Below are 25,850 nucleotides of genomic sequence, written 5' to 3'. Positions count from 1 at the left end.
GGCCCGGCCGGGGGCCCGGCCGGGGCCGGGCTGCCGCGGGTGCGGGCCTGCGTGCGGGAGGCGTTGCGGCTGTTCCCGCTGGTGCCGGACCTGGTGCGGGTGACGCGGGCCGAGACCACCTGGCGGGGCGTCAGGCACCCGGCCGGGACGACGCTGCTGCTGCCCGCGGCCTTCCACCAGCGCGACCCGGAGCAGGTGCGGGGGGCGGACCTGTTCGTCCCGGCGCGGTGGCTGGTGCCCGGGGCCGAACTCGACCCGGTGATGGCCCCGTTCAGCCACGGCGGGGGGCGCTGCCCGGGGGCGGACCTGGGGCTGCTGGTGCTCACCGCCCTGGTCGCCGAGGTCCTGCGCGGCCACCGCGTCACCGCCCGCCGCCCCCTCCTCGACGCCCACCGCCCCCTGCCCGGCTCGGTCGACCTCACCACCCTCCGGCTCGGCCTCGTCCCGCGCTAGTGGTGATCCCGTGGGCGCACGTGGCTTCGCCACCGGGGGCGCGAGGAACTGCGCGGGTCGGAAGGCGGCTCACCGGCAACTGAACCGCCGTCAGTCAGTTGCCGGTGCTGCCGTTCCCCCGCGCGCAGTTCCCCGCGCCCCCGGTGTAGCCACTCACGTCCCCCGCGCACCGTCCCTGTCCCTTGTCGGGAGGATCCGATCCCCATGCCCCACACGCTGGCCACCGAGCCGGACGTCGCCACCCTGCACCACCTGTGCCGCGAACTCGCCGAGGCCGCCGAGGCGGTGGGCGAGGCCGCCGCGTACGTCTCCGAGCTGACGCTGGGCGCCCGTGCGCCGGAGGCCGTGCGCCGGGGTGCCTGGCGCGGTCTGCTGCGGACCCTCACCGATCCGGCCGGCCTCGGCTGGGCGCCGCGCGGGCGCGGCCCGCTGCCGCGGGCGGCCTGGTTGGCCGGCGTGTTCACCAGCCGGGAGAGCCTGGCGGTCAGTCTGGCGGTGGCCGGGCTGAAGGCGCGGATCCGGGCGGCCGCCGTCACCCACCCGGAGCTGCTGGAGAACCCGTCCACCAGCCGCATCCTGGCCGCGATCGAGCAGGACCGGCAGCGCGACGCCGTCCGGATCTTCAGGTCCCTGCTGGAGAGCGACGGCGCCGAGCACGCCTTCGCGATGCTGGCGCCCTCCTTCGCCGACATCCTGGCCTGGAACGCGCTCACCGACGAGAACCCGCTCAACGACGGGGCCGGCTGGCAGGTCGCGACCGGGAAGGCGATGACCGCCGAACCGCTGCTCGGACTCGGCGCCGGCTTCTGGGAGTTCTTCGACCGGGGGCCCGGCCGGGCCGAGCCGCTGGTGCCGGACGCCGCGCTGGCCGCCGGCCTGGACACCACCGGCACCATCACCGGCTACGTGCGCAACATCGACCTGATCGGCACCGGCGGCACCCTGCTGGTGCAGCAGGTGACCGGGCCGGACGGGGTGCTCCGCTACGTGGTCCAACTCGCGGGCATGGCACGGAGCTTCAACGCCGACAGCCCGCAGGACCTGGTGGGTGCCTTCAACGCCGTGGGCCGCCCCGACTCGCCGTACGCGCGGGCGGTGGCGAAGGCGCTGCGCTCGTTCATCCCGTCCGGCGCCGAACTCGCCCTGGTCGGCCACAGCCAGGGCGGCGTCACCGCGATGAACCTGGCCGGGAACCGGGACCTGACCGCCGTCTACACCGTCACCCACGTGGTGGCGATCGGCTCCCCGATCGACGCCAAGCGCCCGGCCGACCCCAGGACCAAGGTCTTCTCGCTGGTCAACGAGCACGACATCGTGCCCAGCCTGGAAGGCCGTTCGGCCCTGTCGCCGTACGCGCTGCCGGCCGGGTTCACCGAGTACACCTGGGTCGACGACACCCGGGCCTTCCCGCTCTGCCACGCCGCCGAGCGCTACGCGCACAACCTGGAGTTCGAGGCCACGGAGGCCGCCGCCCACGTGGACGCCGAACTGGCGCCGTACCGGGGCCGGGTGACCGGCAACCGCCTCTTCTCGCTCTACGACCGCTGAGGGACCGCGATGACCGAGACCAGTACGCCCCGCAGCGAGCCCGCCGCTGCCGTCCTCCCCGCGGCCCGCCAGGTGCCGCCGACCGTGCCGCCGACCGCGCCGCCGCCCGCGCCGCGGGCACCCTCGGCCGCAGGCCCGGCCTACGGCCCGCCCGGCGCCCTGGAGCGCCTGGGATCGGCGGTCTTCGCCCGGGTCAACCGGAGTCGGGAGTGGCATCAACTGCCGACCCCCATCGGCCTGTTGAACCTCAAGGTGATCCGCGACGAGCTGCGCCGGCACAACCTGCACGACACCTACGGCGCGGGCGGCGAGCGGCCGCGCCGCCCGAGCGCGACCCTGGCGCCGTACCGCTCCTACGACGGCTCCGGCTACGACCCGTACGACGAGGACATGGGACGGGCCGGCACCCGGCTCGACCGCAACGCCCCGCTGGAGCTCTGCCACCCGGGCAGCGAGCGGGAGTTGATGACCCCCAGCCCACGGGAGGTCAGCCGGCAGCTGCTGGCCCGCCGCTCCTTCGTCCCGGCCCGCAGCCTCAACCTGCTGGCGGCCGCCTGGATCCAGTTCGAGAACCACGGCTGGGCGAACCACGGCGACAACGCGGAGGCCGAGCCGTTCACCGTCCCGCTGGCGGACGACGACGACTGGGCCGCCTGCCCGATGCGGGTCAAGCGCACCCGCCCGGACCCGCTGGCGCACACCACGCCCGGCGCGCCGCCCACCTACGAGAACACCCTCACCCACTGGTGGGACGGCTCGCAGGTCTACGGCTCCGACGAGGCCACCTGCCGCTCGCTGCGCACCGGTGAGGACGGCCGGATGGCGCTTCCCGGGGGCCGGCTGCCGGTCGACCCGCGGCCAGGGATGGGCTGCCTGGACGCCACCGGGATGAACGGCGACTACTGGGCCGGACTGTCGCTGCTGCACACCCTGTTCGCCAAGGAGCACAACGCGATCTGCGACCACCTGCGCGCGCACCATCCGGCCTGGGACGACGAACGCCTGTTCCACACCGCCCGCTTGGTGAACACCGCGCTGATGGCGAAGATCCACACGGTGGAGTGGACCCCGGGCATCCTCGACACCCCGGTGCTGCACCGGGCGATGAACGCCAACTGGTACGGCGTGCTGCCCCGTTGGGTGAGCCGGCGGTTCGGCCGGATCGGCAAGGGGGAGATGCTCAGCGGCATCCTCGGCTCGCCGACCGAGCACCACGCGGCGCCGTTCTCGATGACCGAGGAGTTCGTCTCGGCCTACCGGCTGCACCCGCTGATCCCCGACGAGCTGACCGTCCGCGACCACCGCGGCGGCGGCGTCCGGCACCGCATCGGCCTCGACGACATGCAGGGCGCCACCACCCGCAGCTCGGTGGACCAGTACGGGATGAGCGACCTCTTCTACTCCTTCGGCACGGCCCACCCCGGCGCCCTGGTGCTCCACAACCACCCCGACGGGCTGCGCGACCTCGCCCGGCTCACCGGGGAGCACCTGGACCTCGGGACGGTGGACGTGCTGCGCGACCGCGAGCGCGGCATCCCGCGCTACAACGCCTACCGGCAGATGCTGCGCAAGCGCCCCGTCACCTCCTTCGAGGAGCTGACGGGCGGTCACCAGGCCGACAGCAAGCTGCTGGAGGAGGTGTACCAGGGCCGGCTGGACCTGGTGGACACCCTGGTCGGGAACCTCGCCGAGCCGCGCCCGGCCGGATTCGGCTTCAGCGACTCGCTGTTCCGGATCTTCGTGCTGATGGCCAGCCGGCGGCTGAAGAGCGACCGCTTCTTCACCACCGACTACCGCCCCGAGGTCTACACCCCCGAGGGCCTGCGCTGGATCGACCGCAGCACCATGGTGACGGTCCTGCTCCGGCACCACCCCGAACTCGCCGACGCCCTCGACGGCGTGACCAACGCCTTCGCCCCCTGGAGCCGACCGTGACCGAGTTCCCCGCCGCCCGCCGTCCGCAGCCGTCCGCGCCGGTCGCCGGGCTGCGCCTGCACGCCACCACCCTGCGCGAGCACGAGGAGCGGCTGCTGAAGGCCGTCGCCGCACTGGGCTGGGAGGGCCCGCAGGCGGAGGCGTTCCGGGAGCGGATCACCGAACTGGCCGCTCGCTGCGGCGCGGCGGCCGACGGTCTGGCCCGGTCCGCGGGGCGGATGGAACGGTGACCGGCGAGCCGCCGCCCGTGGTGCCGTTGTCCTCGGGGCCGCCCCCGCGGTGGTGCTGCGGCTGGCCGGGGTGCACCTGGATCCGGTGCCCGGGATGGTGCTGTTCGGGCTCGGGGTGCTCTCGGCCGCGCTGCTGCTGATGTGGGCGGCCGAGACCGCCCGGGCCGACATCGCGGGGCCGCTGGCGCTGGCGCTGCTGGCGTTCATCGCTGTCCTGCCCGAGTACGCCGTGGACCTCTGGTTCGCGTACACGGCGGGCTCCAAGCCGGAGTACGCCGCCTACGCCGCAGCCAACATGACCGGCGCGAACCGGCTGCTGGTCGGCGTGGGGTGGCCGATGGTGGCGCTCGCCGCGTACTTCGCGGCCCGGCGGGCGGGCGTGCGCCCCGGCGTGAGCCTGCGCGAACACCGCCGGATCGACGTCGCGTTCCTCGGTGCGGCCGCCGTCTTCGCCTTCCTGATGCCGCTGACCAGGGAGATCTCCTGGCTGGTCGGCGTCGTGCTGATCGTCTGGTACGCCTGCTACCTCTACCGGATCGGCCGCTGCAGCGAGACGGACGAGGAGGAACTGATCGGCGTCCCGGCCCGGTTGGCCGCCCTCCCGGCCCGGCGCAGGCGTCCCACCACGGTGCTGGTGTTCGCGGTCGCGGCCGCCGTGGTCTTCGCCTGCGCCGAGCCCTTCGCCACCTCGCTGGTCGACGCCGGCGCCTCGCTCGGCATCGACCGCTTCCTGCTGGTGCAGTGGCTGGCCCCGCTGGCCTCGGAGGCCCCCGAGCTGATCGTCGCGGTGGTCTTCGCCTGGCGGCTGCGCGGCGACGACGGGCTCGGCGCCCTGCTCTCCAGCAAGGTCAACCAGTGGACCCTGCTGATCGCCTGCCTCCCGCTCGCCTACGCGGCGGGCGGCGGCAGCTGGGCGCTCCCGCTGGTGGAGCGTCAGGTGGACGAGGTGCTGCTGACGGCGGCCCAGACCGTGCTGGCCGTCGTCCTGCTGCTGGACCTGCGCTTCCTGCCGTGGAAGGCGGGCCTGCTCTTCGCGCTGTTCGTGGTGCAGTTCGTCCTCCCCGGCGAGAACGACCGGCTGGTCCTCAGCTACGTCTACCTGGCCCTCGCGCTCGTCCTGCTCACCCGGCAGTGGCGCGAACTCCCGCCCACTGCCCGGGCCCTGGCCGGGAAAATCGAGGGCGACCCGCACTGACCCCCGTTAGCGTTGCCCGGCGTGACGACGAGCGGGAACGACCCCTTCCACACCTGGCTGGCCGTGCTCGCCGGGGAACCGGAGCTGGACCTGGACCCGGCCTGGCTGTCCGACGACGCGCTGGCCTGGCTGCGCGCCGTCCGGGACGCGCACGGTGAGGTCGCGCCGCCGTACCTGCCCGAGCTGATGCTGGAGCGCCGCGCCGCGCTGGCCGAAACCGCCCTGGCGGCACTGCGCGCGGCGGCCGAGCGGGACCTCGGGCTCCCGCTCGACGACCTGCGGCCGGAGGTCGAGGCGGAGTGCGACTTCGACCCGATCGGCTCGGTCGGCCTGTTCGGCGAGCAGGTCCGCGCGCTGGGCCTGGAGGAGGCGAAGGTAACCGTCGCGGACGCCGTCCAGACCTTCGTCGCCCACGTCCACCTGAGGGTCTGGCCGGTCTGCCGGGACCACGGGGCGGGCCTGCACCCGGGACTGACGGACGGTCGGGCGGTGTGGTGCTGCCGGGTCGGCGGACACGACCTGCCGATGCCCTGAGCGGAGCGGCCGGTCCGTCGGAGGGGGTAAGCGCCCCGCGCGCGGGTACAGGAGTGAGGCGGCCGGAATGCGCCCTTGTTGTGCTAGCACATCGGCGCTAGCGTGAAGCATGACCAAGAAGCAGCTGAACGTCAGGGTGGATGCCACGACCGCCGAGATCGCCCGCGAGCGGGCCGAGCAGCAGGGGATCAGCATGAACCAGTACATCGAACGGCTCGTGCGCCAGGACATGGGCGAGGCCGGTCGGCTGTTCGTCGACACCGCGGCCCAGTTCATGAAGGAGTACGAGAGCGCCTTCCTCGCCGAGTTCGCCGGCTCCGAGCTCCAGGACGTGCGCCGTTGAAACTTGAGGTAGACCTGTCCTGGCTGCTCATGACCGCCGAGCAGTACACCCCGGGCGACCCCCAGGTGACCGACTACGGATCCCTGCTCGCCGCCGTCGCCCGGCACCAGGCCGAGATATTCGACATCACCGTCTACCCCGAACCGCAGGACCGCGCCGCGGCCCTGATGCACCAGCTGATCCGCGTCCCCGCGCTGGAGCGGACCAACGAACTGTTCGCGACCGCCGTCGCGTACTCCTACCTGGTGGCCAGCGGCTGCAACGTGGCCACCACCGCGCGCGAGGTGCGCAGCCTGGCCCGGGCGATCCGGGAGGGCAAGCTGAGCGTCAGCGGCGTCTCCGAGCGGCTGGCCGGCTGGATCGTCGAGGACCCCGAGGACGAAGAGGTCAGCGGCGACGACGACGGCGAGGGCGAAGCCGACTGAGCCCTCAGTAAGCTGGTGGCCCACCCCCGGACCGGCGAGGACCACCGACGTTGCTGCAGGACATCGAGCAGTACCTGGCCTGCCCGCACTGCGCCCGGCCGCTCGCCCTGGACGGGCGGACCCTGCGCTGTGCGTCGGGGCACGGCTTCGACCAGGCCAAGCAGGGCTACGTCAGCCTGCTGGCCGGTGACGCGCACACCGGCACGGGCGACACCGCCGAGATGGTCGCCGCCCGGAGCGGGTTCCTGTCGGCCGGGCACTACCGGCCGATCGCGGACGCGCTGGCGGTGGCCGCCGCCGGGGAGGGGCCGGTCGACGGCCTGATCGCCGACCTCGGCGCGGGCACCGGGCACTACCTGGCGCACGTGCTGGAACGGGCCGGCGGGGTGGGCGCGGCGCTCGACATCTCCAAGTACGCCCTGCGGCGCGCGGCCAAGGCGCACCCGCGGATCGGCGCGCTGGTCTGCGATGCCTGGCGCCCCCTTCCGCTCCAGGACCGGTCCGCCGAGCTGCTGCTCAACGTCTTCGCGCCGCGCAACGGCCCCGAGATGCGCCGGGTGCTCCGGCCCGGCGGCCGGCTGCTGCTGGTCACCCCGACCTCCCGTCACCTCGGGGAGCTGGTGGCCGCGTTGGGCCTCCTCTCGGTGGACGAGGAGAAGGAACGCCGCACCGAGGAGAAGCTCAGCCCCTGGTTCACCCGCACCGACCGCACCGAGGTCGAGTTCACCCTCCGGCTCGGGCGGGCGGAGGCGGAGGCCGTGGTGGCGATGGGCCCGAACGCCTGGCACACCGACCGGGAGGAGCTCGCCGCCGCCCTGGCCGGGCTGCCGGACCCGGTCGAGGTGACCGGCTCGGTGCTGCTCACCACCTACCGCTGACGGCTTCCGCCGCTTCCGCTCCTGACGGCCCGTCACCGCTGTCACCGCTGTCACGTCGGCACCGTCGGCACCCCCTCCGGCCTGCGCATATCACGGACCGACGCCCGTCCCGCGCGGCGGACCCGTTGGGATGAACCTCCGGAGCAGGCACGTTTCTGTGCGCCGGCCGACGGCTAACGTCCCCCGGGTGACCAGCGACGTTCTCCCGACACCCGCCGTCCGCCCCGTGCTCCGCCCCACGGTGGAGGAGCTGCGCCTCACCTCCTTCAAGTCGTACCGCCGCACCACCCTGCCGCTCGCCCCGCTGACGGTGCTGCACGGGCCGTCCGGGGTCGGCAAGTCGAACGCGCTGGACGCGCTGGCCGCCCTCTCCCGGCTCGCCCTCGGCGAACCGATCGGCCCCTCGTTGGACGGCACCGGCTGCGCCTCCGGCCCGCTCGCGCTGCCGATCAGGGGCGGCATGCTGGGCTGCGTCCCGCACGGCCGGAACGCGATCATCCTGGGCTGCACCGTCCGCTCCGCCGACGGCCCGATCCGCCTGGAGCTGGTGGTCCGCACCGACGGGCCGGTCCGGGTCGCCCGGGAGTGGCTGACCTGCGCGGGGCGGACCCTGGTGGAGACCGGGGAGCAGGACGTGGCGCACGGCAAGGTCAACGTCACCTGGCACAACGACACCCGGCAGGGCGACATCCGGGCGCCGTTCCCCAGCGAGAGCCTGATCACCGCTCAGATCCCGCTCCGGGTGGCCGGGTCCTCGGCCGGCGAGCGCAGGGTGCTGGCCGCCGCGGAGCAGCTGCTCACCGCCCTGCGCGAGGTGTTCCCGATGCACCCGGTGCCCGCGCTGATGCGGGACTGGTCCGGGTACGAGCCCGAGGCACGGCTGCTCGGCACGGCCGCCAACGTCTCCGCCGTCCTGGCGCGGATCCGGCAGGAGTGCACCCGCCGGTACGGGCGGCTGCTGAAGGCCGTCCAGCAGGCCGCCCCGCACCCGCTGCTGGGCCTGGACGTCAGCCGCCGCGGCCCGGACTCCCGGGAGGAGCTGATGGCCGTCTTCGACGAGGGGGTGCTCGGCCGGACCAGCGCCGACCAGGCCTCCGACGGCATGCTGCGGCTGCTGGCCTTCGCCGCCGTGCTGCTCACCGGCGCCGGAGTGCTGGACGTGGACCCGGCGGGCGAGGTGCCGTCGGCGCACCGTCAGCTCACCGTGCTGGCGGAGGACCTGTCGGCGGGTCTGGCGCCCGAGCAGGTGGTCGCGCTGCTGCGGCTGGCCAAGGAGGTGTGTGCCAAGGAGGACGTCAGGCTGCTCGCCGCGGTGCAGGACCCGGGCCCGGCCCGGGAGGCGGGCGAGGAGGTGTCGCTCGTCGAGTGCCGGCGGGATCCGGCCAGCGGACACAGCGTGCTCCGGCCGGAGGCGGCCCGGGTGCCCGCGCAGTCGGCCCGCGGCGGCGCCGACGCGGCGGCGATGGGGTAGACCTGTTCGCATGACGACCGACAACACCCTGGACGAGCTCCAGCAGCGGCTCGCCGACTTCGCGGCGGCGCGGGGCTGGGGGCCCTTCCACACCCCGAAGAACCTGGCCGCCGCGCTCACCGTGGAGGCGGGCGAACTGCTGGAGATCTTCCAGTGGTTGACGCCCGAACAGGCCGAGACGGTGATGGCCGAGCCGGAGCGCGCGCACCGGGTCCGGGACGAGGTGGCCGATGTGCTCGCCTACCTGCTCCAGTTCTGCAGCGCCGTCGGCGTGGATCCGGCGGCCGCGCTCGCGGCGAAGATCGAGCGCAACGAGGTCCGCTTCCCGGTCTGAGCGCGGGGGCCCGAGGCCGCCCGTGGTCGCCCGTGGACGCTCGTGGTCGCTCGTGCGGGTGACACGCGTTGTCCACAGGGGGCGGTTGTCCACAGGGCCGGGCGACTTCCGGCCGTGTGGCCGCCGCCCGTCGCAGTCTTGCCGCGTGACGCACCGTCAGCCACGGCGGTGCGGTCCCACGTGAGCGAGGGGAGCGGCCGGGATGGACGCGCTGCGATTGATCAAGACCACTCGGCACGCCCTGGCGGAGGCCAGGAGCGTGCCGGACGTGCTGGCGGAGGCCTGGCAGGCGGCCCTGCTCACCGAGGCGGTCGGGGCCGGCATCGCCGGCCAGGGGGACGGCGAGCTGGCCCCGCTCGGGCAGCTGCTCTGCGATGCCGGCGCGCACGCGGTCGGCTGCCTGGAGCTGCCGGGGCCGGCCGAGGGCGGTGCCCGGGCCGGCGGGGACCGTTCGGGAGGGGACCAGTCGGGCGGGGACCAGGAGTGGCACCGGGCGGACTGGGGAGGGAACGGGCGGGCCTCCCGGCTGGACGAACTGGGCGAGGCGGGGCCGGTGCTCACCGAGCTGGCGCTGCTGCTCCACGAGATGGCCGAGGCGCTGGTGGTGCTGGCCTGCGGGGCGGACGAGGAGGGCCTCTACTGGCGCTGCATCGACGGGGTGGACGCCGGGGCCGAGTGCAAGGACACGGTGGCCGAGCTGCTCCGGGCGGTCCGTCGCCGGATGCCGGAGTCCTCGGGCCCGGTGGGGGTGGGTGCGGCCGGTCCGGTGGACGCGGTGGCCACGGGCGCGGTGTCCCCGGGGGAGGTGCCGGAGCCAGGGGCGGCGTCGGAGCCGGAGCTGGCGTCGGAGCTGGTGTCGGAGTCGGAGCCCGGCCCGGTGCGCGCGATCGGTGGTCCGGCGGGGGACGGCGGGGCCGGACCGACGGGGAGCCAGGGGGTGCCGACCTTGGTCGTACCGCTGGGGCCGCCGGTCGCGGCGCGCGACGGTCAGCCCCGGGCGGCGGCGTCCGTCGAGAGGTCGTCCGGTCGGCGGCGGGCCTCGGCGCGGTCGGCGGAGGACTGCAGATCGGCGTCCAGTCCGGCGAGGTCGGCGTTCAGGTCGGCCAGCAGCCGCTGCATCTGCTCCAGCAGGCTCATCGGCGCTGCGGCCGGGGCGGGCGTGGTCTGCTGTGGTGCGGTGGGTGCCTCGGACCAGGGCTCGGACATGAGCGGACCCCTTCAGCTCGGTAGTGCGGTGTGACCCGACGGATGTCGGTGGCGGGGCCACCGCTCGGGCAAGCGGCCCCGCGGGTCCAACGAACCCGGCCGGAGCCCGGTCACCGCAGACCACTCGTAGAGGTCCAACACCCGCCCGCGGTCAGCCCCAGGGGTGATCCCGGTTTGCGGCCGGGCCCGCCGCTCGGCTACCGGGGGCCGGCTGCCGGGGTCGGGGACGGCGAGGTCGGGAACGACGCGCTCGGGGACGACGCGGGCGCGGCACCGGGAGTCCCGGTGCCGCGCCCGTCGGCGGCCGATCCTGACCGGAGGTCAGTTGTGCGCGTGCAGCTCGGCGTTGAGGCCGCCCCACGAGCCGGACCGCGCGATCACCTCGACCGCACCGGTCTGCGAGTTGCGACGGAACAGCAGGTTGTCCTGGCCGGAGAGCTCGACCGCCTTGGCGACCTTGCCGTCCGGGGTGGTGACGCGGGTGCCGGCGGTCACGTACAGACCGGCCTCCACCACGCAGTCGCTGCCCAGCGAGATGCCGATGCCGGCGTTGGCGCCGAGCAGGCAGCGCTCGCCGACCGAGACGACCTGCTTGCCGCCGCCCGACAGGGTGCCCATGATCGAGGCGCCGCCGCCGATGTCGCTGTGGTCGCCGACCACGACGCCCGCGCTGATCCGGCCCTCCACCATCGAGGTGCCCAGGGTGCCGGCGTTGAAGTTGACGAAGCCCTCGTGCATCACGGTGGTGCCGACGGCCAGGTGCGCGCCGAGGCGGACACGGTCCGCGTGGGCGATCCGGACGCCGCTCGGCGCCACGTAGTCGGTCATCCGGGGGAACTTGTCGATCCCGTACACGGCCAGCTGCCCGCCCTGCGCGCGGACGGCGAGCCGGGCGCGCTCGACCAGGTCCACCGGCACCGGGCCGATGCTGGTCCAGGCGACGTTGGCCAGCAGGCCGAAGATGCCGTCCAGGTTCTGGCCGTGCGGCTTGACCAGACGGTGGCTCAGCAGGTGCAGGCGCAGGTACGCGTCGTGCGCGTCCACCGGCTTCTCGTCCAGCGAGGAGATGGTGGTGCGCACCGCGATCACCTCGACGCCGCGGCGGGCGTCGGTGCGCAGCGCCTCGGCCGCGCCCTGGCCGAGGGCGGTGTCGGCCTCCTCGGCGGTCAGCCGGACGGTCCCGGACGGGCCGGGGGCGTCGGCCAGCTCCGGGGCCGGGTACCAGGTGTCGAGGATGGTGCCGTCCTCGGCGACGGTCGCCAGACCGACGGCGAGGGCACCGCTTGCGAGGGTGGAGGTTTCAGCAGTCACATCGAGCACGTTAACGAATCGCCCCCCGCCCTGACGAACACGCTCACCGACCGGACAGGTCGTGCGTCCCCGCTGGTCACCGGGGAAAACCCGGTGTCGGCCCGGCCGGGCCTCGGCGATACTCGGACGGGTGTTCATCTCGATCTCCACCACAGGAACGGCCGAACGCCCGGCTTCCGACCTGGGCTTTCTGCTCCACAAGCACCCCGACAAGGTGCAGCAGTTCTCGACGTCGCACGGCGAGGCCCACGTCTTCTACCCAGAAGCGGGCGAGCGGTCGTGCACGGCGGTGATGCTGCTGGACGTCGACCCGGTCGCGCTGGTCCGCAAGGGCCGCGGCAAGGGCCGCTCGGGGTCGCCCGACTTCGCCCTGGCCCAGTACGTCAACGACCGCCCCTACGCCGCCTCCTCGCTGCTCGCGGTCGCGCTGCGCACGGTCTTCCGGACGGCGATGAAGGGCGTCTGCGAGCTGCGCCCCGGCCTGGCCGAGCAGCCCCGGCCGCTGCGGATCGCGCTGCCCGCCGTGCCGGCCAACGGCGCGGGCGAGGGCGGTGGCCCGGCCATGGTGCGCCGCCTGTTCGAGCCGCTCGGCTGGCAGGTCGAGGCGGAGGCGGTCCCGCTGGACGAGGCCTTCCCGGAGTGGGGCGCGTCCCGCTACGTCCGGGTGGAGCTGACGGCGGAGCTGCGGCTGGCCGACGCGCTCCAGCAGCTGTACGTGCTGCTGCCGGTGCTGGACGGCTCGAAGCACTACTGGGTCGCTCCCGACGAGGTGGACAAGCTGCTCGCGGCGGGCGAGGGCTGGCTCGGGGCCCACCCGGAGCTCGGCCTGATCACCCGTCGGTACCTGGCCCGCCGCTGGTCGCTGACCAGGATGGCGATGGAGCGCCTGGAGCTGGCCCGGCTGGCCGAGGCGGACGACCGCGAGGCGGAGGAGCTCGACAACGCGGTGGACGACGGCCCGGAGGGGGCCGGCACCGCAGACGCCTCCGAGGTTTCGGGTTCGCCGGAGGAGAGCGCCAAGCCGGTCGGCCTGGCGGTGCTGCGCAGGGAGGCGATCCTGGCCGCCCTGCGCGAGACCGGTGCGGCCCGGGTGCTCGACCTCGGCTGCGGCCAGGGCGAGTTGGTGGCCGAGCTGCTCAAGGACCCGGCGGTCACCGAGGTGCTCGGGGTGGACGTGTCCTCCCGTGCCCTGTCGGCGGCGGCCCGCAAGCTCCGGCTGGACCGGATGTCGGAGCGTCAGGCCGCCCGGGTCGGGCTGGTCCAGGGCGCGCTCACCTACACCGACGCCCGGCTGAAGGGCTACGACGCGGCGGTCCTCTCCGAGGTGATCGAGCACCTCGACCTGCCCCGGCTGCCCGCGCTGGAGTACGCGGTGTTCGGCGCGGCCCGCCCCGGCGCGGTCGTGGTGACCACGCCGAACGTCGAGTACAACGTCCGCTGGGAGACGCTGCCGGCCGGCCACGTCCGGCACGCCGACCACCGCTTCGAGTGGGACAGGGCGGAGTTCCTGGCCTGGGCCGGGAGGGTGGCCGCCGACTACGGGTACACCGTCACCGTCCGCCCGGTGGGTCCGCTGGACGAGGAGGTCGGCGCGCCGACCCAGCTCGCCCTGTTCCGCCGCGACGACGCCGCACCGACCACCACCGACTCCCACGAGAGGAGCGCTGCCTGATGACCACCCAGAACCGCACCGACACCCCCGATGACGAGCAGCCGCGCGTCCGCTCCCTCCCGGTCACCGACGTCTCGCTGGTGGTCCTGATCGGCTCCAGTGGCTCCGGCAAGTCGACCTTCGCCCGCCGCCACTTCCGCCCGACCGAGGTGGTCTCCTCGGACTTCTGCCGGGGTCTGGTCGCCGACGACGAGAACGACCAGTCCGCCTCGGCCGACGCCTTCGACGTGCTCCACTACATCGTCGGCAAGCGGCTGGCGGCCGGCCGCCGCACCGTGGTGGACGCCACCAACGTCCAGGCCGAGGCGCGCCGCCAGCTGATCAAGATCGCCCGGGACCACGACGTCCTGCCGATCGCCATCGTGCTGGACGTGCCGGAGGGCGTCTGCGCCGAGCGCAACCGCACCCGCCCGGACCGGCAGCTGCCCGCGCACGTGATCCCCCGTCAGCAGCGCGAGCTGCGCCGCTCGCTGCGCGGGCTGGAGCGCGAGGGCTTCCGCAAGGTGCACGTCCTGCGCGGCGAGGCGGAGGTCGAGGCGGCCGAGATCCGCACCGAGAAGCGCTACAACGACCTGCGGCACCTCAGCGGCCCGTTCGACGTCATCGGTGACGTCCACGGCTGCCGCTCCGAGCTGGAGACCCTGCTCACCACCCTCGGCTACCGGCTCTCCCGGGACGGGCAGGGCCGCCCGGTGGACGCCGTCCACCCCGAGGACCGGACCGCCGTCTTCGTCGGCGACCTGGTCGACCGCGGCCCGGACAGCCCGGGCGTGCTCCGCCTGGTGATGGGCATGGTCGGCGCGGGCCACGCGCTCTGCGTGCCCGGCAACCACGAGAACAAGCTCGGCCGCTGGATGGACGGCCGCAAGGTCACCGTCTCCTACGGCCTCCAGGAGAGCATCGACCAGCTGGCGGAGGAGACCGAGGAGTTCCGCGCCGAGGCGCGGGCCTTCATGCGCGGCCTGGTCAGCCACTACCTGCTGGACGAGGGCCGGCTGGTGGTCTGCCACGCCGGTCTGCCGGAGAAGTACCACGGCCGCAACTCCGGCCGGGTCCGCTCGCACGCCCTGTACGGCGACACCACCGGCGAGACCGACGAGTACGGCCTGCCGGTCCGCTACCCGTGGGCGGAGGAGTACCGGGGCAAGGCTCTGGTGGTCTACGGCCACACCCCGGTGCCGACCGCGAGCTTCCTCAACAACACCATCTGCCTGGACACCGGCTGCGTCTTCGGCGGCAGCCTGACCGCGCTGCGCTACCCGGAGCGGGAGGTCGTCTCCGTCCCGGCCGAGCAGGAGTGGTACGCCCCGGTGCGCCCGATGCGCACCGACGCCCCGGGCGCCCGGGAGGGACGCCCGCTCGACCTGGCGGACGTGACGGGCCGTCGGGTGGTGGAGACCGCCCACCACGGCCGGGTCTCGGTCCGGGAGGAGAACGCGGCCGCCGCACTGGAGGTGATGAGCCGCTTCGCGCTCGACCCGCGGCTGCTCGCCTACCTGCCGCCGACCATGGCACCGGTCGCCACCTCCCGCCGGGAGGGCTACCTGGAGCACCCCGACGAGGCCTTCGCCGCCTACCGCTCGGCCGGCGTCCGGCAGGTGGTCTGCGAGGAGAAGCACATGGGCTCGCGGGCCGTGGTGCTGCTCGCCCGGGACGGGGCGGCGCTGGAGAAGCGCTTCGGGGTCGAGGGCCCCGGCGCGATCTGGACCAGGACGGGCCGGGCCTTCCTGGCCGACGAGGAGCTGACCGGCGCGGTGCTCGACCGCCTGCGCACGGCGGCCGAGCGGGCCGGGCTGTTCGAGGAGCTGGCGACCGACTGGCTGCTGCTGGACGCCGAGCTGATGCCCTGGTCGCTCAAGGCCGTCGAGCTGCTGCGCCGTCAGTACGCGGCAGTCGGCGCGGCCGCCGGTTCGGCGCTGCCGCAGGTGATCGCCGCCCTGGAGGCGGGGGAGGCCCGTGGCCTGCCGCTGGCCGGGCTGACCGCCCGTCAGCGGCGGCGCGCGGCGGACGCCGAGGCCTTCGTCGAGTCCTACCGCCGCTACTGCTGGCCGACGGAGGGGCTCACCGGTCTGCGGCTGGCCCCCTTCCAGGTGCTGGCGGCGGAGGGGGCCAACCTCGCCACCCTCCCGCACGACCGGCACCTGGCCTGGATCGACCGCCTGGTCGAGGCGGACGACCAGGACGCCCCGGTCCTGCGGCACACCGGCCGTCTGCTGGTGGACACCGCCGACGAGGCCTCGGTCGCGGCCGGCACCGCCTGGTGGGAGGAGCTGACCGCCGCCGGCGGCGAGGGCATGGTGGTGAAGCCGCTGGCCTCCCTGGTCCGCGGCGACGGCCGCCCCCGCGCGGACGAGGACGGGCAGCGGGCCGAGGACGGGCAGCGGACCGAGGACGCCGGGGCCGGCCCGGGGGAGACCGCCGGTGGCGGCCGCCTGGTCCAGCCCGGCGTCAAGGTCCGCGGCCGGGAGTACCTGCGGATCATCTACGGCCCGGACTACACCGAGCACCTCGACCAGCTGCGTCAGCGCTCGCTCGGCCACAAGCGCTCGCTGGCCCTGCGCGAGTACGCGCTCGGCCTGGAGGCGCTGGACCGCCTGGCGGCGGGGGAGCCGCTCTGGCGGGTGCACGAGGCGGTCTTCGCCGTCCTCGCGCTGGAGTCGGAGCCGGTCGACCCCCGGCTCTGACGGTCCGTCGGGGCCACCGCCGTCACGGGTGGTGGCCCCGGCCCGGACTCACCTCTCCATCGATGCATAGAAATTCAGGGAGTCGTATACACTTCCCATCTCACTGTCCCCGCAGCAACCCAGGAGCCCGGCATGGCCTTCAACCTCCGTAACCGGCACTTCCTCAAGGAGCTGGACTTCACCGCTCAGGAGTTCCGCTTCCTGATCGACCTGTCCGCCCAGCTCAAGGCCGCCAAGTACGCGGGGACGGAGCAGCGCCGCCTGGTCGGCAAGAACATCGCGCTGGTCTTCGAGAAGACCTCCACCCGCACCCGTTGCGCCTTCGAGGTGGCCGCCCACGACCAGGGGGCCACCACTACCTACCTCGACCCCTCCGGCTCGCAGCTCGGCCACAAGGAGTCGATCAAGGACACCGCCCGGGTGCTGGGCCGGATGTTCGACGGCATCCAGTACCGGGGCCACGGCCAGGTGCTGGTCGAGGAGCTGGCCGAGTTCGCCGGCGTCCCGGTGTGGAACGGCCTGACCGACGAGTGGCACCCGACCCAGGCGCTGGCCGACGTGCTGACCATCACCGAGCACACCACCGAGCCGCTGGAGCGGACCACCCTGGTCTACCTCGGTGACGCCCGCTTCAACATGGGGAACTCCCTGCTCGTCACCGGCGCCCTGCTCGGGATGGACATCCGGATCGTCGCGCCCAAGCAGCTCTGGCCGAGTGAGGAGGTGCAGCAGGCGGCCCGGGAGCTGGCCGGGGCCAGCGGGGCCCGGATCACCCTCACCGAGGACGTGGCGGCGGGCGTGGCCGGGGCCGACTTCCTCTACACCGACGTCTGGGTCTCGATGGGCGAGCCCAAGGAGGTCTGGGCCGAGCGGGTCGAGCTGCTGAAGCCGTACCAGGTCTCGATGGACACCATCAAGGCCACCGGGAACCCGAAGGTCAAGTTCCTGCACTGCCTCCCGGCCTTCCACGACCTGGGCACCGAGGTCGGCCGGCAGATCCACGCGGCCACCGGCATGTCCGAGCTGGAGGTCACCGACGAGGTCTTCGAGTCCCACCACTCGGTGATCTTCGACCAGTCGGAGAACCGCCTCCACACCATCAAGGCCGTCCTGGTGGCCACCCTCGGCTCCTGACGCCCTTTCGGGACGGGCGGCAGGACGGGCGGCAGGGCAGAAGGGCAGGCGGGCAGAAGGGCAGGCGGGTGGGGAGCGTCAGAAGTCCACGTTGACGCAGCCCACCCGCTGCGCCAGCGAGTGCCCCTGCCCGTCCTGCCCGGCGTGCAGCACCAGCGACCCGGCCCCGCCCGGGCGGAACTCCCAGGCCACGGTGGAGCGGGCCGCCGCCCGGCCGTGGTCGTCGGTGCGCAGGGTGAGCCAGAGCTCGTTGCGGTCGTTGGCGTAGGCCGGGTCGGTGGAGGGCTGCACCGGGTCGGCCCGGTCCTGGTAGTGCGGGCCCGCGTCGCCGGGCACGGTGCCGCAGCCCCGCACGTGCGCGTGCACGGGATAGGTGTGACCGGGCGTCAGCCCGTCCACCTCCACGGACACGGTGGTGGTGCCGCCGGCGCGCTCCACCACCACCCGCACGGCGGCGCCGTAGGGCACGGCCTCCGGCGCGAAGCTCACGGCGGTGGCGGGCACGATCCCGTCCGGCCGGTCGAAGGCCGCCTCCACCGTGGTGCACGGCAGGACGGTGGCGGGCAGCAGCGCGAGCGCGGCCAGGGCGGGGGCGGCGGGCATGGCGGGGCCTCTCGGCTCTCGGGGCGGACGTCCGCCCCCAAGCTGCCAGGTGATCCCGCTCCGCGCCGCCCCGCACTCACCGGGACCCGCCGAAGTCACCCGTACGAGGGGCCCGCCGACGCCCCCGGGCGGGAGGGCCTCAGCCGGCCTTCGGGGCGAGGGTCGCCCGGCCGTCGGTGTACACCTTGATCTCGGCGGCCGCCCGCGCGGCCTGCTCCGCGCTGATCGTGGTGGTCCAGGACGGGCTGAGCACGACCGCCTCCAACTGCTCCAGACTCATCGGCGGTCCCGCGAGCCGCTTCTCCCGCTGACGGTCCATCACGCTGTTGCTGGATGCGGAAACCCGCACGCGGTCGGCGCGCAGCAGGTCGGCGCCACGCTGCACGTCCTCACCGACCCGGCTCTCCCACACCAGCAGCCGGCTGCCGTCCGGCCGGGTGGAGCTCCGGCAGACGAGCTGGGGCCCACGGTTCGCACAGTCGAAGATGTCGCCGTCGGTACCCGGCACCCCCGGCTTCCCGGCGGTGGGGGAGAAGTCCGGGGTCAGGGTCATCCCGATCCGGGCGGTGCCCGCGTCGGTCCGGACGGTGAGCTCCCCGCGGGCCTCGGGCTGGGCCGTGCCGGGCAGGAGGTCCCGCCCGGTGTAGTCGCCGTGCGTCAGTGCGACGGGGAGCAGCCGGGCCAGGTTCAGGACGGCCGCCTGTCCGGTGAGCGGGACCTGTCCGGTGGCGGTCGCCGGGGTACTGCCACTGGCCGCCGTCAACGCCACGCGGGTTCCGTCGGCGGGCTCGCCCGGCCCCGGGGTGACGGTCAGCGCCCCGCCGACGGCCAACACCGCCACGACCGCCGTGGCGCCGGCCACCCCGAAGGCCCGCCGCCTCCGGAGCGCCGCCCCTTCCCGCGCCGCCCCGGCGATCAGCGGCCCCAGGTCCGGCGCGGCGTCCCCCACCGCGTCGCCGAACACCTTCTGCACGTCCTTCGGTTCCATCTGACATCCCCTCGGATCGGACTGGTCGAATGCGGTGCGGACACGGCTGCCGCCGCCCCGGCTGACGTCCCGGTCGACGCCCCGGTTCACGGCGCGGAGAGCTGGTCGAGCGGCCCGAGCGCGGTGCGCAGTCGCCCCAGCGCCCGCAGGCACTGGCTGCGGACGGCGCCCGGCCGGAGCTGCAGCTCGGCGGCGGTCTCCTCGACGCTGCGGTCCTCCCAGTACCGGAGCACCAGCACGGCGCGGTCCCGCGGCGGGAGTTGGGCCAGGGCGGCGAGGAGGGTGACCCGCAGGGCCGGGTCGCCGTCCGGTGCGGCGGGCGGTTCGGGCAGCTCGCCGAGCGAGGGCCGTTCGCCGGACCGCTTGAGCCGACGGTGCGACAGGAAGCAGCGCATCAGGACGCTGCGCGCGTACGCCTCGGGGGAGTCGGCCCGGCGGACCCGGCCCCAGGAGGCGTGGATGCGCGCCAGCGCGGTCTGGGTCAGGTCCTCCGCGAGGTGCCAGTCGCCGCAGAGCAGCAACGCGGTGCGGAACAGCGCGCCGCCCCTGTGCTGGGCGAACTCCTCGAACTCCCGCAGTCTCTTCTCGGACCGCCGGCTGCTCCCGAGCAAGGCGCCTCCCCCGTACCGGCCCCGCCCGGTGCGAGGCAGCCGATACCCAGACGCGCGAGCGCCCGGGCCGCGTTACGGCTCCGGCGAAGGTGACCTGATGTTGTGTGAGGGCGGTCCGAGCGGAACTTTGGACAGGTGCTCAAGGACGGCTGTCAGATAGGGGCATGCCTGACGTGGAGACGGCGCACCCATGCACTATGGTTTATCTCGACATCGAGATAACTCCGCGCTAGGGTCTATCTTGACGTCAAGATACTTGCCGAGAGGCGTACGCCTCCCAAGGTGGCGGCCAGGCCCAAGTTAGGGTCACCTTACCACCGGGTGGATCCAGAAGGACCAGAAGGAGTCAGTCGTGTCCGCGAACAGCTTCGACGCCCGCAGCTCGCTGCAGGTGGGCGACGAGTCGTACGAGATCTTCAAGCTCTCCGCCGTCGAGGGTTCCGAGCGGCTGCCGTACAGCCTCAAGGTCCTGCTGGAGAACCTGCTCCGCACGGAGGACGGCGCGAACATCACCGCCGACCACATCCGCGCGCTCGGCAACTGGGACGAGAACGCCCAGCCGAGCCAGGAGATCCAGTTCACCCCGGCCCGCGTGATCATGCAGGACTTCACCGGCGTGCCCTGCGTGGTCGACCTGGCCACCATGCGCGAGGCCGTGAAGGAGCTGGGCGGCGACCCGGCGAAGATCAACCCGCTCGCCCCGGCCGAGCTGGTCATCGACCACTCCGTCATCGCGGACAAGTTCGGCACCCCGGACGCCTTCGTCCAGAACGTCGAGATCGAGTACGGCCGCAACAAGGAGCGCTACCAGTTCCTGCGCTGGGGCCAGACCGCGTTCGACGAGTTCAAGGTCGTCCCGCCCGGCACCGGCATCGTGCACCAGGTCAACATCGAGCACCTGGCCCGCACTGTCATGGTCCGCGGCGGCCAGGCGTACCCCGACACCTGCGTCGGCACCGACTCGCACACCACCATGGTCAACGGCCTGGGCGTGCTGGGCTGGGGCGTCGGCGGCATCGAGGCCGAGGCCGCGATGCTCGGCCAGCCGGTCTCCATGCTGATCCCGCGCGTGGTCGGCTTCAAGCTGACCGGCGAGCTGCCGGCCGGCACCACCGCCACCGACCTGGTGCTCACCATCACCGAGATGCTGCGCAAGCACGGTGTGGTCGGCAAGTTCGTCGAGTTCTACGGCGACGGCATCGGCTCCATCCCGCTGGCCAACCGCGCCACCATCGGCAACATGTCGCCGGAGTTCGGCTCGACCTGTGCGATCTTCCCGATCGACGCCGAGACCATCAACTACCTGAAGCTCACCGGCCGCGACGAGCAGCAGCTCGCCCTGGTCGAGGCGTACGCCAAGGAGCAGGGCCTCTGGCACAACCCGGCCCACGAGCCGGTCTACTCCGAGTACCTCGAGCTGGACGTCTCCACCGTCGTCCCGTCGATCTCCGGCCCGAAGCGCCCGCAGGACCGCGTGATCCTGGCCGAGGCCGCCGGCAAGTTCGCCGAGGCCCTCCCGGCGTACTCCGCCGAGGCCAGCAAGCCGACCGCGGTGACCGCCCCCGACGGGTCCGAGTACCAGATCGACAACGGCGCGGTCGTGATCGCCTCGATCACCTCCTGCACCAACACCTCGAACCCCTCCGTCATGCTGGGCGCCGCCCTGCTGGCGAAGAAGGCCGTCGAGAAGGGCCTCACGGTCAAGCCGTGGGTCAAGACCACCCTGGCCCCCGGGTCCAAGGTCGTCATGGACTACTACGAGAAGGCCGGCGTCCTCCCCTACATGGAGAAGCTGGGCTTCAACCTGGTCGGCTACGGCTGCGTCACCTGCATCGGCAACTCGGGCCCGCTGCCCGAGGAGGTCTCCGCCGCGGTGAACGAGTCCGACCTCGCGGTCGTCTCGGTGCTCTCGGGCAACCGCAACTTCGAGGGCCGGATCAACCCGGACGTCAAGATGAACTACCTGGCCTCCCCGCCGCTGGTGGTCGCCTACGCCCTCGCCGGCAACATGAACGTCGACATCACCCGCGACGCGCTGGGCCAGGACGCCGACGGCAACGACGTCTTCCTCGCCGACATCTGGCCGTCCGAGCAGGAGGTCGCCGACACCGTCGCCGGCTCCATCGACGAGGAGATGTTCGCCAACGGCTACCAGGACGTCTTCGCCGGCGACCACCGCTGGCAGTCGCTCCCGGTCCCGACCGGCAACACCTTCGAGTGGGACGCCGAGTCCACCTACGTCCGCAAGCCCCCGTACTTCGAGGGCATGGCCAAGACCCCGAGCCCGGTGAGCGACATCGCCGGCGCCCGCGTCCTGGCCAAGCTGGGCGACTCGGTCACCACCGACCACATCTCCCCGGCCGGCAACATCAAGCCGGGCACCCCGGCCGCGCAGTACCTCACCGAGAACGGCGTGGAGAAGCGCGACTTCAACTCGTACGGTTCCCGCCGTGGCAACCACGAGGTGATGATCCGCGGCACCTTCGCCAACATCCGCCTGCGGAACCAGATCGCCGAGGGCACCGAGGGCGGCTACACCCGCGACTTCACCCAGGCCGACGCGCCGGTGTCGTTCATCTACGACGCCTCGCAGAACTACCAGGCCGCCGGCATCCCGCTGGTCGTCCTGGCGGGCAAGGAGTACGGCTCGGGCTCGTCCCGCGACTGGGCCGCCAAGGGCACCGCGCTGCTCGGCGTCAAGGCCGTCATCGCCGAGTCCTACGAGCGCATCCACCGCTCGAACCTGATCGGCATGGGCGTCCTCCCGCTGCAGTTCCCGGAGGGCCAGAACGCCGAGTCCCTCGGCCTCACCGGCGAGGAGACCTTCTCCTTCACCGGTGTGACCGAGCTCAACGAGGGCCGCACCCCGAAGACCGTCAAGGTCAAGGCCGGGGACGTGGAGTTCGACGCGGTCGTCCGCATCGACACCCCCGGTGAGGCGGACTACTACCGCAACGGCGGCATCCTGCAGTACGTCCTCCGTAGCCTGATCAACGGCTGACGAAGCTGAACGCGAGGGGCCCGGACCGCACGCGCGGTCCGGGCCCCTTGTGCGTTCGCCCGCAATGGACTACACCTCTCAAGCAGCACTTGGTCCAGACCATTTGACGCTGTTTCAGAGATTGGGTCCCCCATATGCCCAGGCGAACCTCTGCACTGCTCGCGGCCGTCACGGCGGCCGCCGTCCTCGCCCCCACCGCCGCGTACGCCCACGACGCGGACCGCACACCGCAGCTGAAGGGCCAGCGGGTCGGCTACTTCACCCAGTGGGGCGTCTACTCCGGCTTCTCGTTCAAGAACGTCCAGACCTCCGGCCAGGCCGGCAAGCTCACCGTCGTCAACTACGCCTTCGGCAACGTCAGCGCCGAGGGCAAGTGCTTCGAGGCCAACGAGGCCGGCGTCGGCGACGCCTGGGCGGACTACCAGCGCCCGGTCGGCGCCGAGGAGTCGGTGGACGGGGTGGCCGACGCGGACGCCCAGCCGCTCAAGGGCTCGTTCAACCAGCTGCGCAAGCTCAAGGCCAAGAACCCCCAGCTGAAGGCCGTGATCTCGCTCGGCGGCTGGACCTGGTCCAAGTACTTCTCGGACGCCGCGCTGACCGACGCCTCGCGCAAGGCCTTCGTCTCCTCCTGCCTGGACCTCTACGTCAGGGGGAACCTGCCGCAGCTGGGCTCCGCCGAGGGCGGCCCGGGCTCGGGCCTGGGCGTCTTCGACGGCATCGACATCGACTGGGAGTACCCGGGCGGCGACGGCGACCCGGGGAACGTCTCGCGCCCCGAGGACGGCCGCAACTTCACCCTGCTGATGGCCGAGTTCCGGCGCCAGCTGGACGAGCTGGGAAAGAAGTCCCGCAAGCACTACCTGCTCACCGCGGCCGTCGCGGCCAACGACAAGGTGGCCGACCGGCTGGAGCTGCCGCAGGTGGCCAAGTCGGTGGACTGGCTGAACCTGATGACCTACGACCTGCACGGTCCGTGGGAGGGCAAGGGGCCGACCAACAACCAGGCCCCGCTGTTCGCGGTGAAGGGCGACCCCGCGCCGGTCCAGCGCAGCGCGGACAAGGCCGTCCGGCACTACCTCGACAAGGGCCTGCCGGCCCGGCAGACGGTGGTCGGGGTGCCGTTCTACTCGCACACCTGGACCGGGGTGCAGCCCGGCCCCAAGGGCGACGGCCTGTTCCAGCCCGCCACCGCCTCCGGCGGCGACGTGGCGTACAAGGACCTGAAGGGCCTGCCGGGCGCCGTGCACACCGACTGGCGCTCGGGCGTCAGCTGGAAGTACGACGGGAACACCTTCTACACCTTCGACACCCCCGAGGTGCTGACCGCCAAGGCCGCCTACTCCCGGCTCACCGGCCTGGGCGGCGTGATGGCCTGGGCGCTGGACCACGACGACGCCCAGGGCACTCTGGTGAAGGCCCTTGACAAGGGCATGAAGTACTGACGTAGCGTCATCCCGGGTCCGGATGCCCATCTGCGCGGCTTCGCGCGTCACTGTTCTGTGATGCGCGAAGCTGCGCATTTCTATGTTCAAACGAACACAAGCGCGCTAGATTTCTGCTTGCCGACGGGGTTACCGGGCAAATATGCAGGCTCCCTGCACATTGCACATGCTGCACCGCCGACAACGCTTTGGCTCCCACGAGTCACATCGGGCAGTCCGGCTATTGCCGCCAGATGAACAGTGGACTATACCTTTGCGCATCACGGAAACCGCCTCTGACCGGCCCCTTGGCCGCTAGGCGCGCCTCACCCGACAGGAATTGACGGTCCGTCAGCTCCTGCACGCATCTTCTGGACACCGAGGGGTTAGGGCACTCATGGGCTCTGCAACCGAGTACAACCGTCGTGATCTGTTCAAGCGCGCCGCCGCGGTGGCCGTGCTCGCGGCAGGCAGCGGCTCGCTGCTCACCGCCTGTGCCGGTGGCACCGGCGGCAGCGCCGACAAGGGCGCCAAGGCGGCCGGCGGCTTCAACCTGTCCGACGCCAAGAACCCGTTCGGCGTCAAGGAGGCCGACGGCCTCGAGGTCTTCATCTTCGACGGTGGTTACGGCAACGAGTACGCCAAGGCCTTCGAGGCGATGTACTCGAAGCAGTTCCCGGGCGCCAAGATCAACCACCAGGCCGACAAGGACATCACCGGCAAGCTGCAGCCGCGCTTCAACGCCGGCTCCCCGCCGGACGTCATCGACGACTCGGGCGCCAAGCAGATGAAGCTGGACGTCCTCGCCGAGTCCAACCAGCTCACCGACCTGGCCCCGCTGCTGGACTCGCCGTACATCGACGACCCGTCGAAGAAGATCCGCGACGTGCTGATGCCCGGCACCATCGAGTCCGGCACGGTCAAGGGCAAGGTCTACAACCTGTCCTACGTCTACACCGTCTGGGGCTTCTGGTACTCCGGCAAGCTCTTCAAGGACAACGGCTGGACCGCCCCGAAGACCTGGGCCGAGTTCATCACCCTGTGCGAGCAGATCAAGGCCAAGGGCATCGCCCCGGTCGCCCACCAGGGCAAGTACCCGTACTACATCAACGTCGTCATGATGGACATGATCGCCAAGCAGGGCGGCCTGGACCTCATGAAGCGGATCGACGCCCTCGACGCCGCCGCCTGGGACGACCCGGCCGTCAAGACCGTGGTCGACGCGTTCTTCCAGATCGTCGACAAGGACTTCCTGCTCCCCGGCACCAACGGCATGACCCACACCGAGTCGCAGACCGCGTGGAACCAGTACAAGGCCGCCTTCATCCCCTCCGGCTCCTGGCTGGAGAACGAGCAGCTGCCGACCACCCCGGCCGACTTCGACATGAAGTTCCTGACGATGCCGTCGCTGCCGGGCGACAAGCTGCCCTTCGAGGCCATGCGCGCCGGTTCCGGTGAGCCCTTCATCGTCCCGTCCAAGGCCAAGAACGTGGCCGGTGGCCTGGAGTTCCTGCGCAAGATGCTGACCAAGGAGGCCTCGGCGAGTTTCGCCCAGACCGCCAACAGCCTCACCTGCCTCAAGGACGGCGTCGGCCCCGAGGTCAAGCTCAAGCCGGGCACCGCCTCGACCGTGGTCGCGCTGAAGGCCGCCGGCGACAACACCTTCAACTTCCAGTACCCGAACACCGCCTCCAAGTTCGACGAGGACCTGCAGAACGCCTCGGGCGAGCTGATGGCCAAGCGCATCACTCCGGCGGAGTGGATCAAGCGCGCCAAGGAGTCGGCCACCAAGAACAAGACCGCCTGACCGGTCGGTATCACCACAGCGCCCCGGGGGACCCGAACCGCCCCCGGGGCGTCCGCCTGACGGACA

The 25,850-nt window shown here is 72.7% G+C and carries 22 protein-coding genes; 18 read left to right on the top strand and 4 right to left on the bottom strand.

The window, feature by feature from the left end:
* From ACWEPF_RS21905 to ACWEPF_RS21850, 12 genes are all read left to right on the top strand, one after another.
* A partial coding sequence (locus ACWEPF_RS21905; protein ID WP_452173836.1) for a cytochrome P450 occupies window positions 1-453 on the top strand: 453 nt, incomplete at its 5' end.
* Between the two features lie 204 nt (window positions 454-657).
* Entirely contained in the window at window positions 658-2,001 is a 1,344-nt protein-coding gene (locus tag ACWEPF_RS21900) for a hypothetical protein (RefSeq protein ID WP_452173835.1), read from the top strand.
* A 9-nt stretch (window positions 2,002-2,010) separates the two neighbouring features.
* Entirely contained in the window at window positions 2,011-3,936 is a 1,926-nt protein-coding gene (locus ACWEPF_RS21895) for a peroxidase family protein (RefSeq protein WP_452173834.1), read from the top strand.
* Entirely contained in the window at window positions 3,933-4,166 is a 234-nt protein-coding gene (locus ACWEPF_RS21890; protein ID WP_452173833.1) for a hypothetical protein, read from the top strand. Before ACWEPF_RS21895 ends, ACWEPF_RS21890 begins: the two co-directional genes overlap by 4 nt.
* Window positions 4,167-4,215: 49 nt before the next feature.
* Complete coding sequence (locus ACWEPF_RS21885; protein WP_452173832.1) at window positions 4,216-5,361, top strand: hypothetical protein; 1,146 nt, start codon at window positions 4,216-4,218, stop codon at window positions 5,359-5,361.
* A gap of 21 nt (window positions 5,362-5,382) precedes the next feature.
* Entirely contained in the window at window positions 5,383-5,895 is a 513-nt protein-coding gene (locus tag ACWEPF_RS21880; RefSeq protein ID WP_452173831.1) for a hypothetical protein, read from the top strand.
* A gap of 109 nt (window positions 5,896-6,004) precedes the next feature.
* Window positions 6,005-6,238 (top strand): toxin-antitoxin system HicB family antitoxin, encoded by a 234-nt coding sequence (locus tag ACWEPF_RS21875; RefSeq protein WP_345290886.1) that lies wholly within the window; start codon window positions 6,005-6,007, stop codon window positions 6,236-6,238.
* The gene (locus ACWEPF_RS21870; protein WP_345290887.1) at window positions 6,235-6,663 is read left to right on the top strand and encodes a fic family toxin-antitoxin system, toxin component; all 429 of its coding nucleotides are present in this window, start codon (window positions 6,235-6,237) and stop codon (window positions 6,661-6,663) included. Before ACWEPF_RS21875 ends, ACWEPF_RS21870 begins: the two co-directional genes overlap by 4 nt.
* 50 nt (window positions 6,664-6,713) lie before the next feature.
* Entirely contained in the window at window positions 6,714-7,541 is an 828-nt protein-coding gene (locus tag ACWEPF_RS21865) for a putative RNA methyltransferase (protein ID WP_452173830.1), read from the top strand.
* A gap of 187 nt (window positions 7,542-7,728) precedes the next feature.
* Window positions 7,729-9,012, top strand: a complete 1,284-nt coding sequence (locus ACWEPF_RS21860) for an AAA family ATPase (RefSeq protein ID WP_452173829.1) — start codon at window positions 7,729-7,731, stop codon at window positions 9,010-9,012.
* 10 nt (window positions 9,013-9,022) lie between these two features.
* Complete coding sequence (locus ACWEPF_RS21855) at window positions 9,023-9,346, top strand: nucleotide pyrophosphohydrolase (RefSeq protein WP_345290890.1); 324 nt, start codon at window positions 9,023-9,025, stop codon at window positions 9,344-9,346.
* Between the two features lie 202 nt (window positions 9,347-9,548).
* Window positions 9,549-10,586: a DUF6099 family protein gene (locus ACWEPF_RS21850; protein WP_452173828.1), complete on the top strand. Its 1,038-nt coding sequence runs from the start codon at window positions 9,549-9,551 to the stop codon at window positions 10,584-10,586.
* Between the two features lie 287 nt (window positions 10,587-10,873).
* Here ACWEPF_RS21850 and dapD read toward each other — a convergent pair whose 3' ends face one another.
* The gene (dapD, locus tag ACWEPF_RS21845) at window positions 10,874-11,863 is read right to left on the bottom strand and encodes a 2,3,4,5-tetrahydropyridine-2,6-dicarboxylate N-succinyltransferase (RefSeq protein ID WP_452173827.1); all 990 of its coding nucleotides are present in this window, start codon (window positions 11,861-11,863) and stop codon (window positions 10,874-10,876) included.
* Window positions 11,864-11,993: 130 nt separating this feature from the next.
* Here dapD and ACWEPF_RS21840 point away from each other — a divergent pair, with 130 nt between their 5' ends.
* The 3 genes from ACWEPF_RS21840 (at window position 11,994) to argF (ending at window position 17,353) form a co-directional block, all read left to right on the top strand.
* Window positions 11,994-13,535 carry a 3' terminal RNA ribose 2'-O-methyltransferase Hen1 gene (locus ACWEPF_RS21840; protein ID WP_452173826.1) on the top strand — a complete coding sequence of 514 codons (1,542 nt, stop codon included), beginning with the start codon at window positions 11,994-11,996 and terminating at the stop codon, window positions 13,533-13,535.
* Window positions 13,535-16,219, top strand: coding sequence for a polynucleotide kinase-phosphatase (locus ACWEPF_RS21835; RefSeq protein WP_452173825.1), 2,685 nt, complete (start codon window positions 13,535-13,537; stop codon window positions 16,217-16,219). Before ACWEPF_RS21840 ends, ACWEPF_RS21835 begins: the two co-directional genes overlap by 1 nt.
* A 132-nt stretch (window positions 16,220-16,351) precedes the next feature.
* Window positions 16,352-17,353: an ornithine carbamoyltransferase gene (gene argF / locus ACWEPF_RS21830; protein WP_452173824.1), complete on the top strand. Its 1,002-nt coding sequence runs from the start codon at window positions 16,352-16,354 to the stop codon at window positions 17,351-17,353.
* A 78-nt stretch (window positions 17,354-17,431) separates the two neighbouring features.
* Here the strand turns inward: argF and ACWEPF_RS21825 are convergent, their stop codons facing one another.
* From ACWEPF_RS21825 to ACWEPF_RS21815, 3 genes are all read right to left on the bottom strand, one after another.
* Entirely contained in the window at window positions 17,432-17,956 is a 525-nt protein-coding gene (locus ACWEPF_RS21825; protein WP_452173823.1) for a superoxide dismutase family protein, read from the bottom strand.
* A 139-nt stretch (window positions 17,957-18,095) separates the two neighbouring features.
* Window positions 18,096-18,944, bottom strand: a complete 849-nt coding sequence (locus ACWEPF_RS21820; RefSeq protein WP_452173822.1) for a hypothetical protein — start codon at window positions 18,942-18,944, stop codon at window positions 18,096-18,098.
* 86 nt (window positions 18,945-19,030) lie between these two features.
* On the bottom strand, window positions 19,031-19,555 hold the full coding sequence (locus ACWEPF_RS21815) for a SigE family RNA polymerase sigma factor (protein ID WP_345290898.1): 525 nt from the start codon (window positions 19,553-19,555) through the stop codon (window positions 19,031-19,033).
* A 352-nt stretch (window positions 19,556-19,907) separates the two neighbouring features.
* Here ACWEPF_RS21815 and acnA point away from each other — a divergent pair, with 352 nt between their 5' ends.
* From acnA to ngcE, 3 genes are all read left to right on the top strand, one after another.
* A complete protein-coding gene (gene acnA / locus ACWEPF_RS21810; RefSeq protein ID WP_452173821.1) occupies window positions 19,908-22,556 on the top strand; it encodes an aconitate hydratase AcnA in 2,649 nt (882 codons plus the stop codon).
* 134 nt (window positions 22,557-22,690) lie between these two features.
* Window positions 22,691-23,998 carry a glycoside hydrolase family 18 protein gene (locus ACWEPF_RS21805; protein WP_452173820.1) on the top strand — a complete coding sequence of 436 codons (1,308 nt, stop codon included), beginning with the start codon at window positions 22,691-22,693 and terminating at the stop codon, window positions 23,996-23,998.
* A 376-nt stretch (window positions 23,999-24,374) separates the two neighbouring features.
* Entirely contained in the window at window positions 24,375-25,784 is a 1,410-nt protein-coding gene (ngcE, locus tag ACWEPF_RS21800; protein ID WP_452173819.1) for an N-acetylglucosamine/diacetylchitobiose ABC transporter substrate-binding protein, read from the top strand.
* Window positions 25,785-25,850 lie beyond the last annotated feature (66 nt).

The sequence above is a fragment of the Kitasatospora sp. NPDC004289 genome, assembly GCF_053602875.1.
This window is presented reverse-complemented; position numbering and strand designations above follow the sequence as displayed.

Excerpts from the sequence above, each read along its gene's own strand:
- ACWEPF_RS21875 (WP_345290886.1), top strand. The coding sequence starts at position 6,005 with ATGACCAAGAAGCAGCTGAACGTCAGGGTGGATGCCACGACCGCCGAG.
- ACWEPF_RS21900 (WP_452173835.1), top strand. The coding sequence starts at position 658 with ATGCCCCACACGCTGGCCACCGAGCCGGACGTCGCCACCCTGCACCAC.
- ACWEPF_RS21835 (WP_452173825.1), top strand. The coding sequence starts at position 13,535 with ATGACCACCCAGAACCGCACCGACACCCCCGATGACGAGCAGCCGCGC.
- ACWEPF_RS21850 (WP_452173828.1), top strand. The coding sequence starts at position 9,549 with ATGGACGCGCTGCGATTGATCAAGACCACTCGGCACGCCCTGGCGGAG.
- ACWEPF_RS21895 (WP_452173834.1), top strand. The coding sequence starts at position 2,011 with ATGACCGAGACCAGTACGCCCCGCAGCGAGCCCGCCGCTGCCGTCCTC.
- ACWEPF_RS21820 (WP_452173822.1), bottom strand. The coding sequence starts at position 18,944 with ATGGAACCGAAGGACGTGCAGAAGGTGTTCGGCGACGCGGTGGGGGAC.
- argF (WP_452173824.1), top strand. The coding sequence starts at position 16,352 with ATGGCCTTCAACCTCCGTAACCGGCACTTCCTCAAGGAGCTGGACTTC.
- ACWEPF_RS21855 (WP_345290890.1), top strand. The coding sequence starts at position 9,023 with ATGACGACCGACAACACCCTGGACGAGCTCCAGCAGCGGCTCGCCGAC.
- ACWEPF_RS21805 (WP_452173820.1), top strand. The coding sequence starts at position 22,691 with ATGCCCAGGCGAACCTCTGCACTGCTCGCGGCCGTCACGGCGGCCGCC.
- ngcE (WP_452173819.1), top strand. The coding sequence starts at position 24,375 with ATGGGCTCTGCAACCGAGTACAACCGTCGTGATCTGTTCAAGCGCGCC.
- ACWEPF_RS21825 (WP_452173823.1), bottom strand. The coding sequence starts at position 17,956 with ATGCCCGCCGCCCCCGCCCTGGCCGCGCTCGCGCTGCTGCCCGCCACC.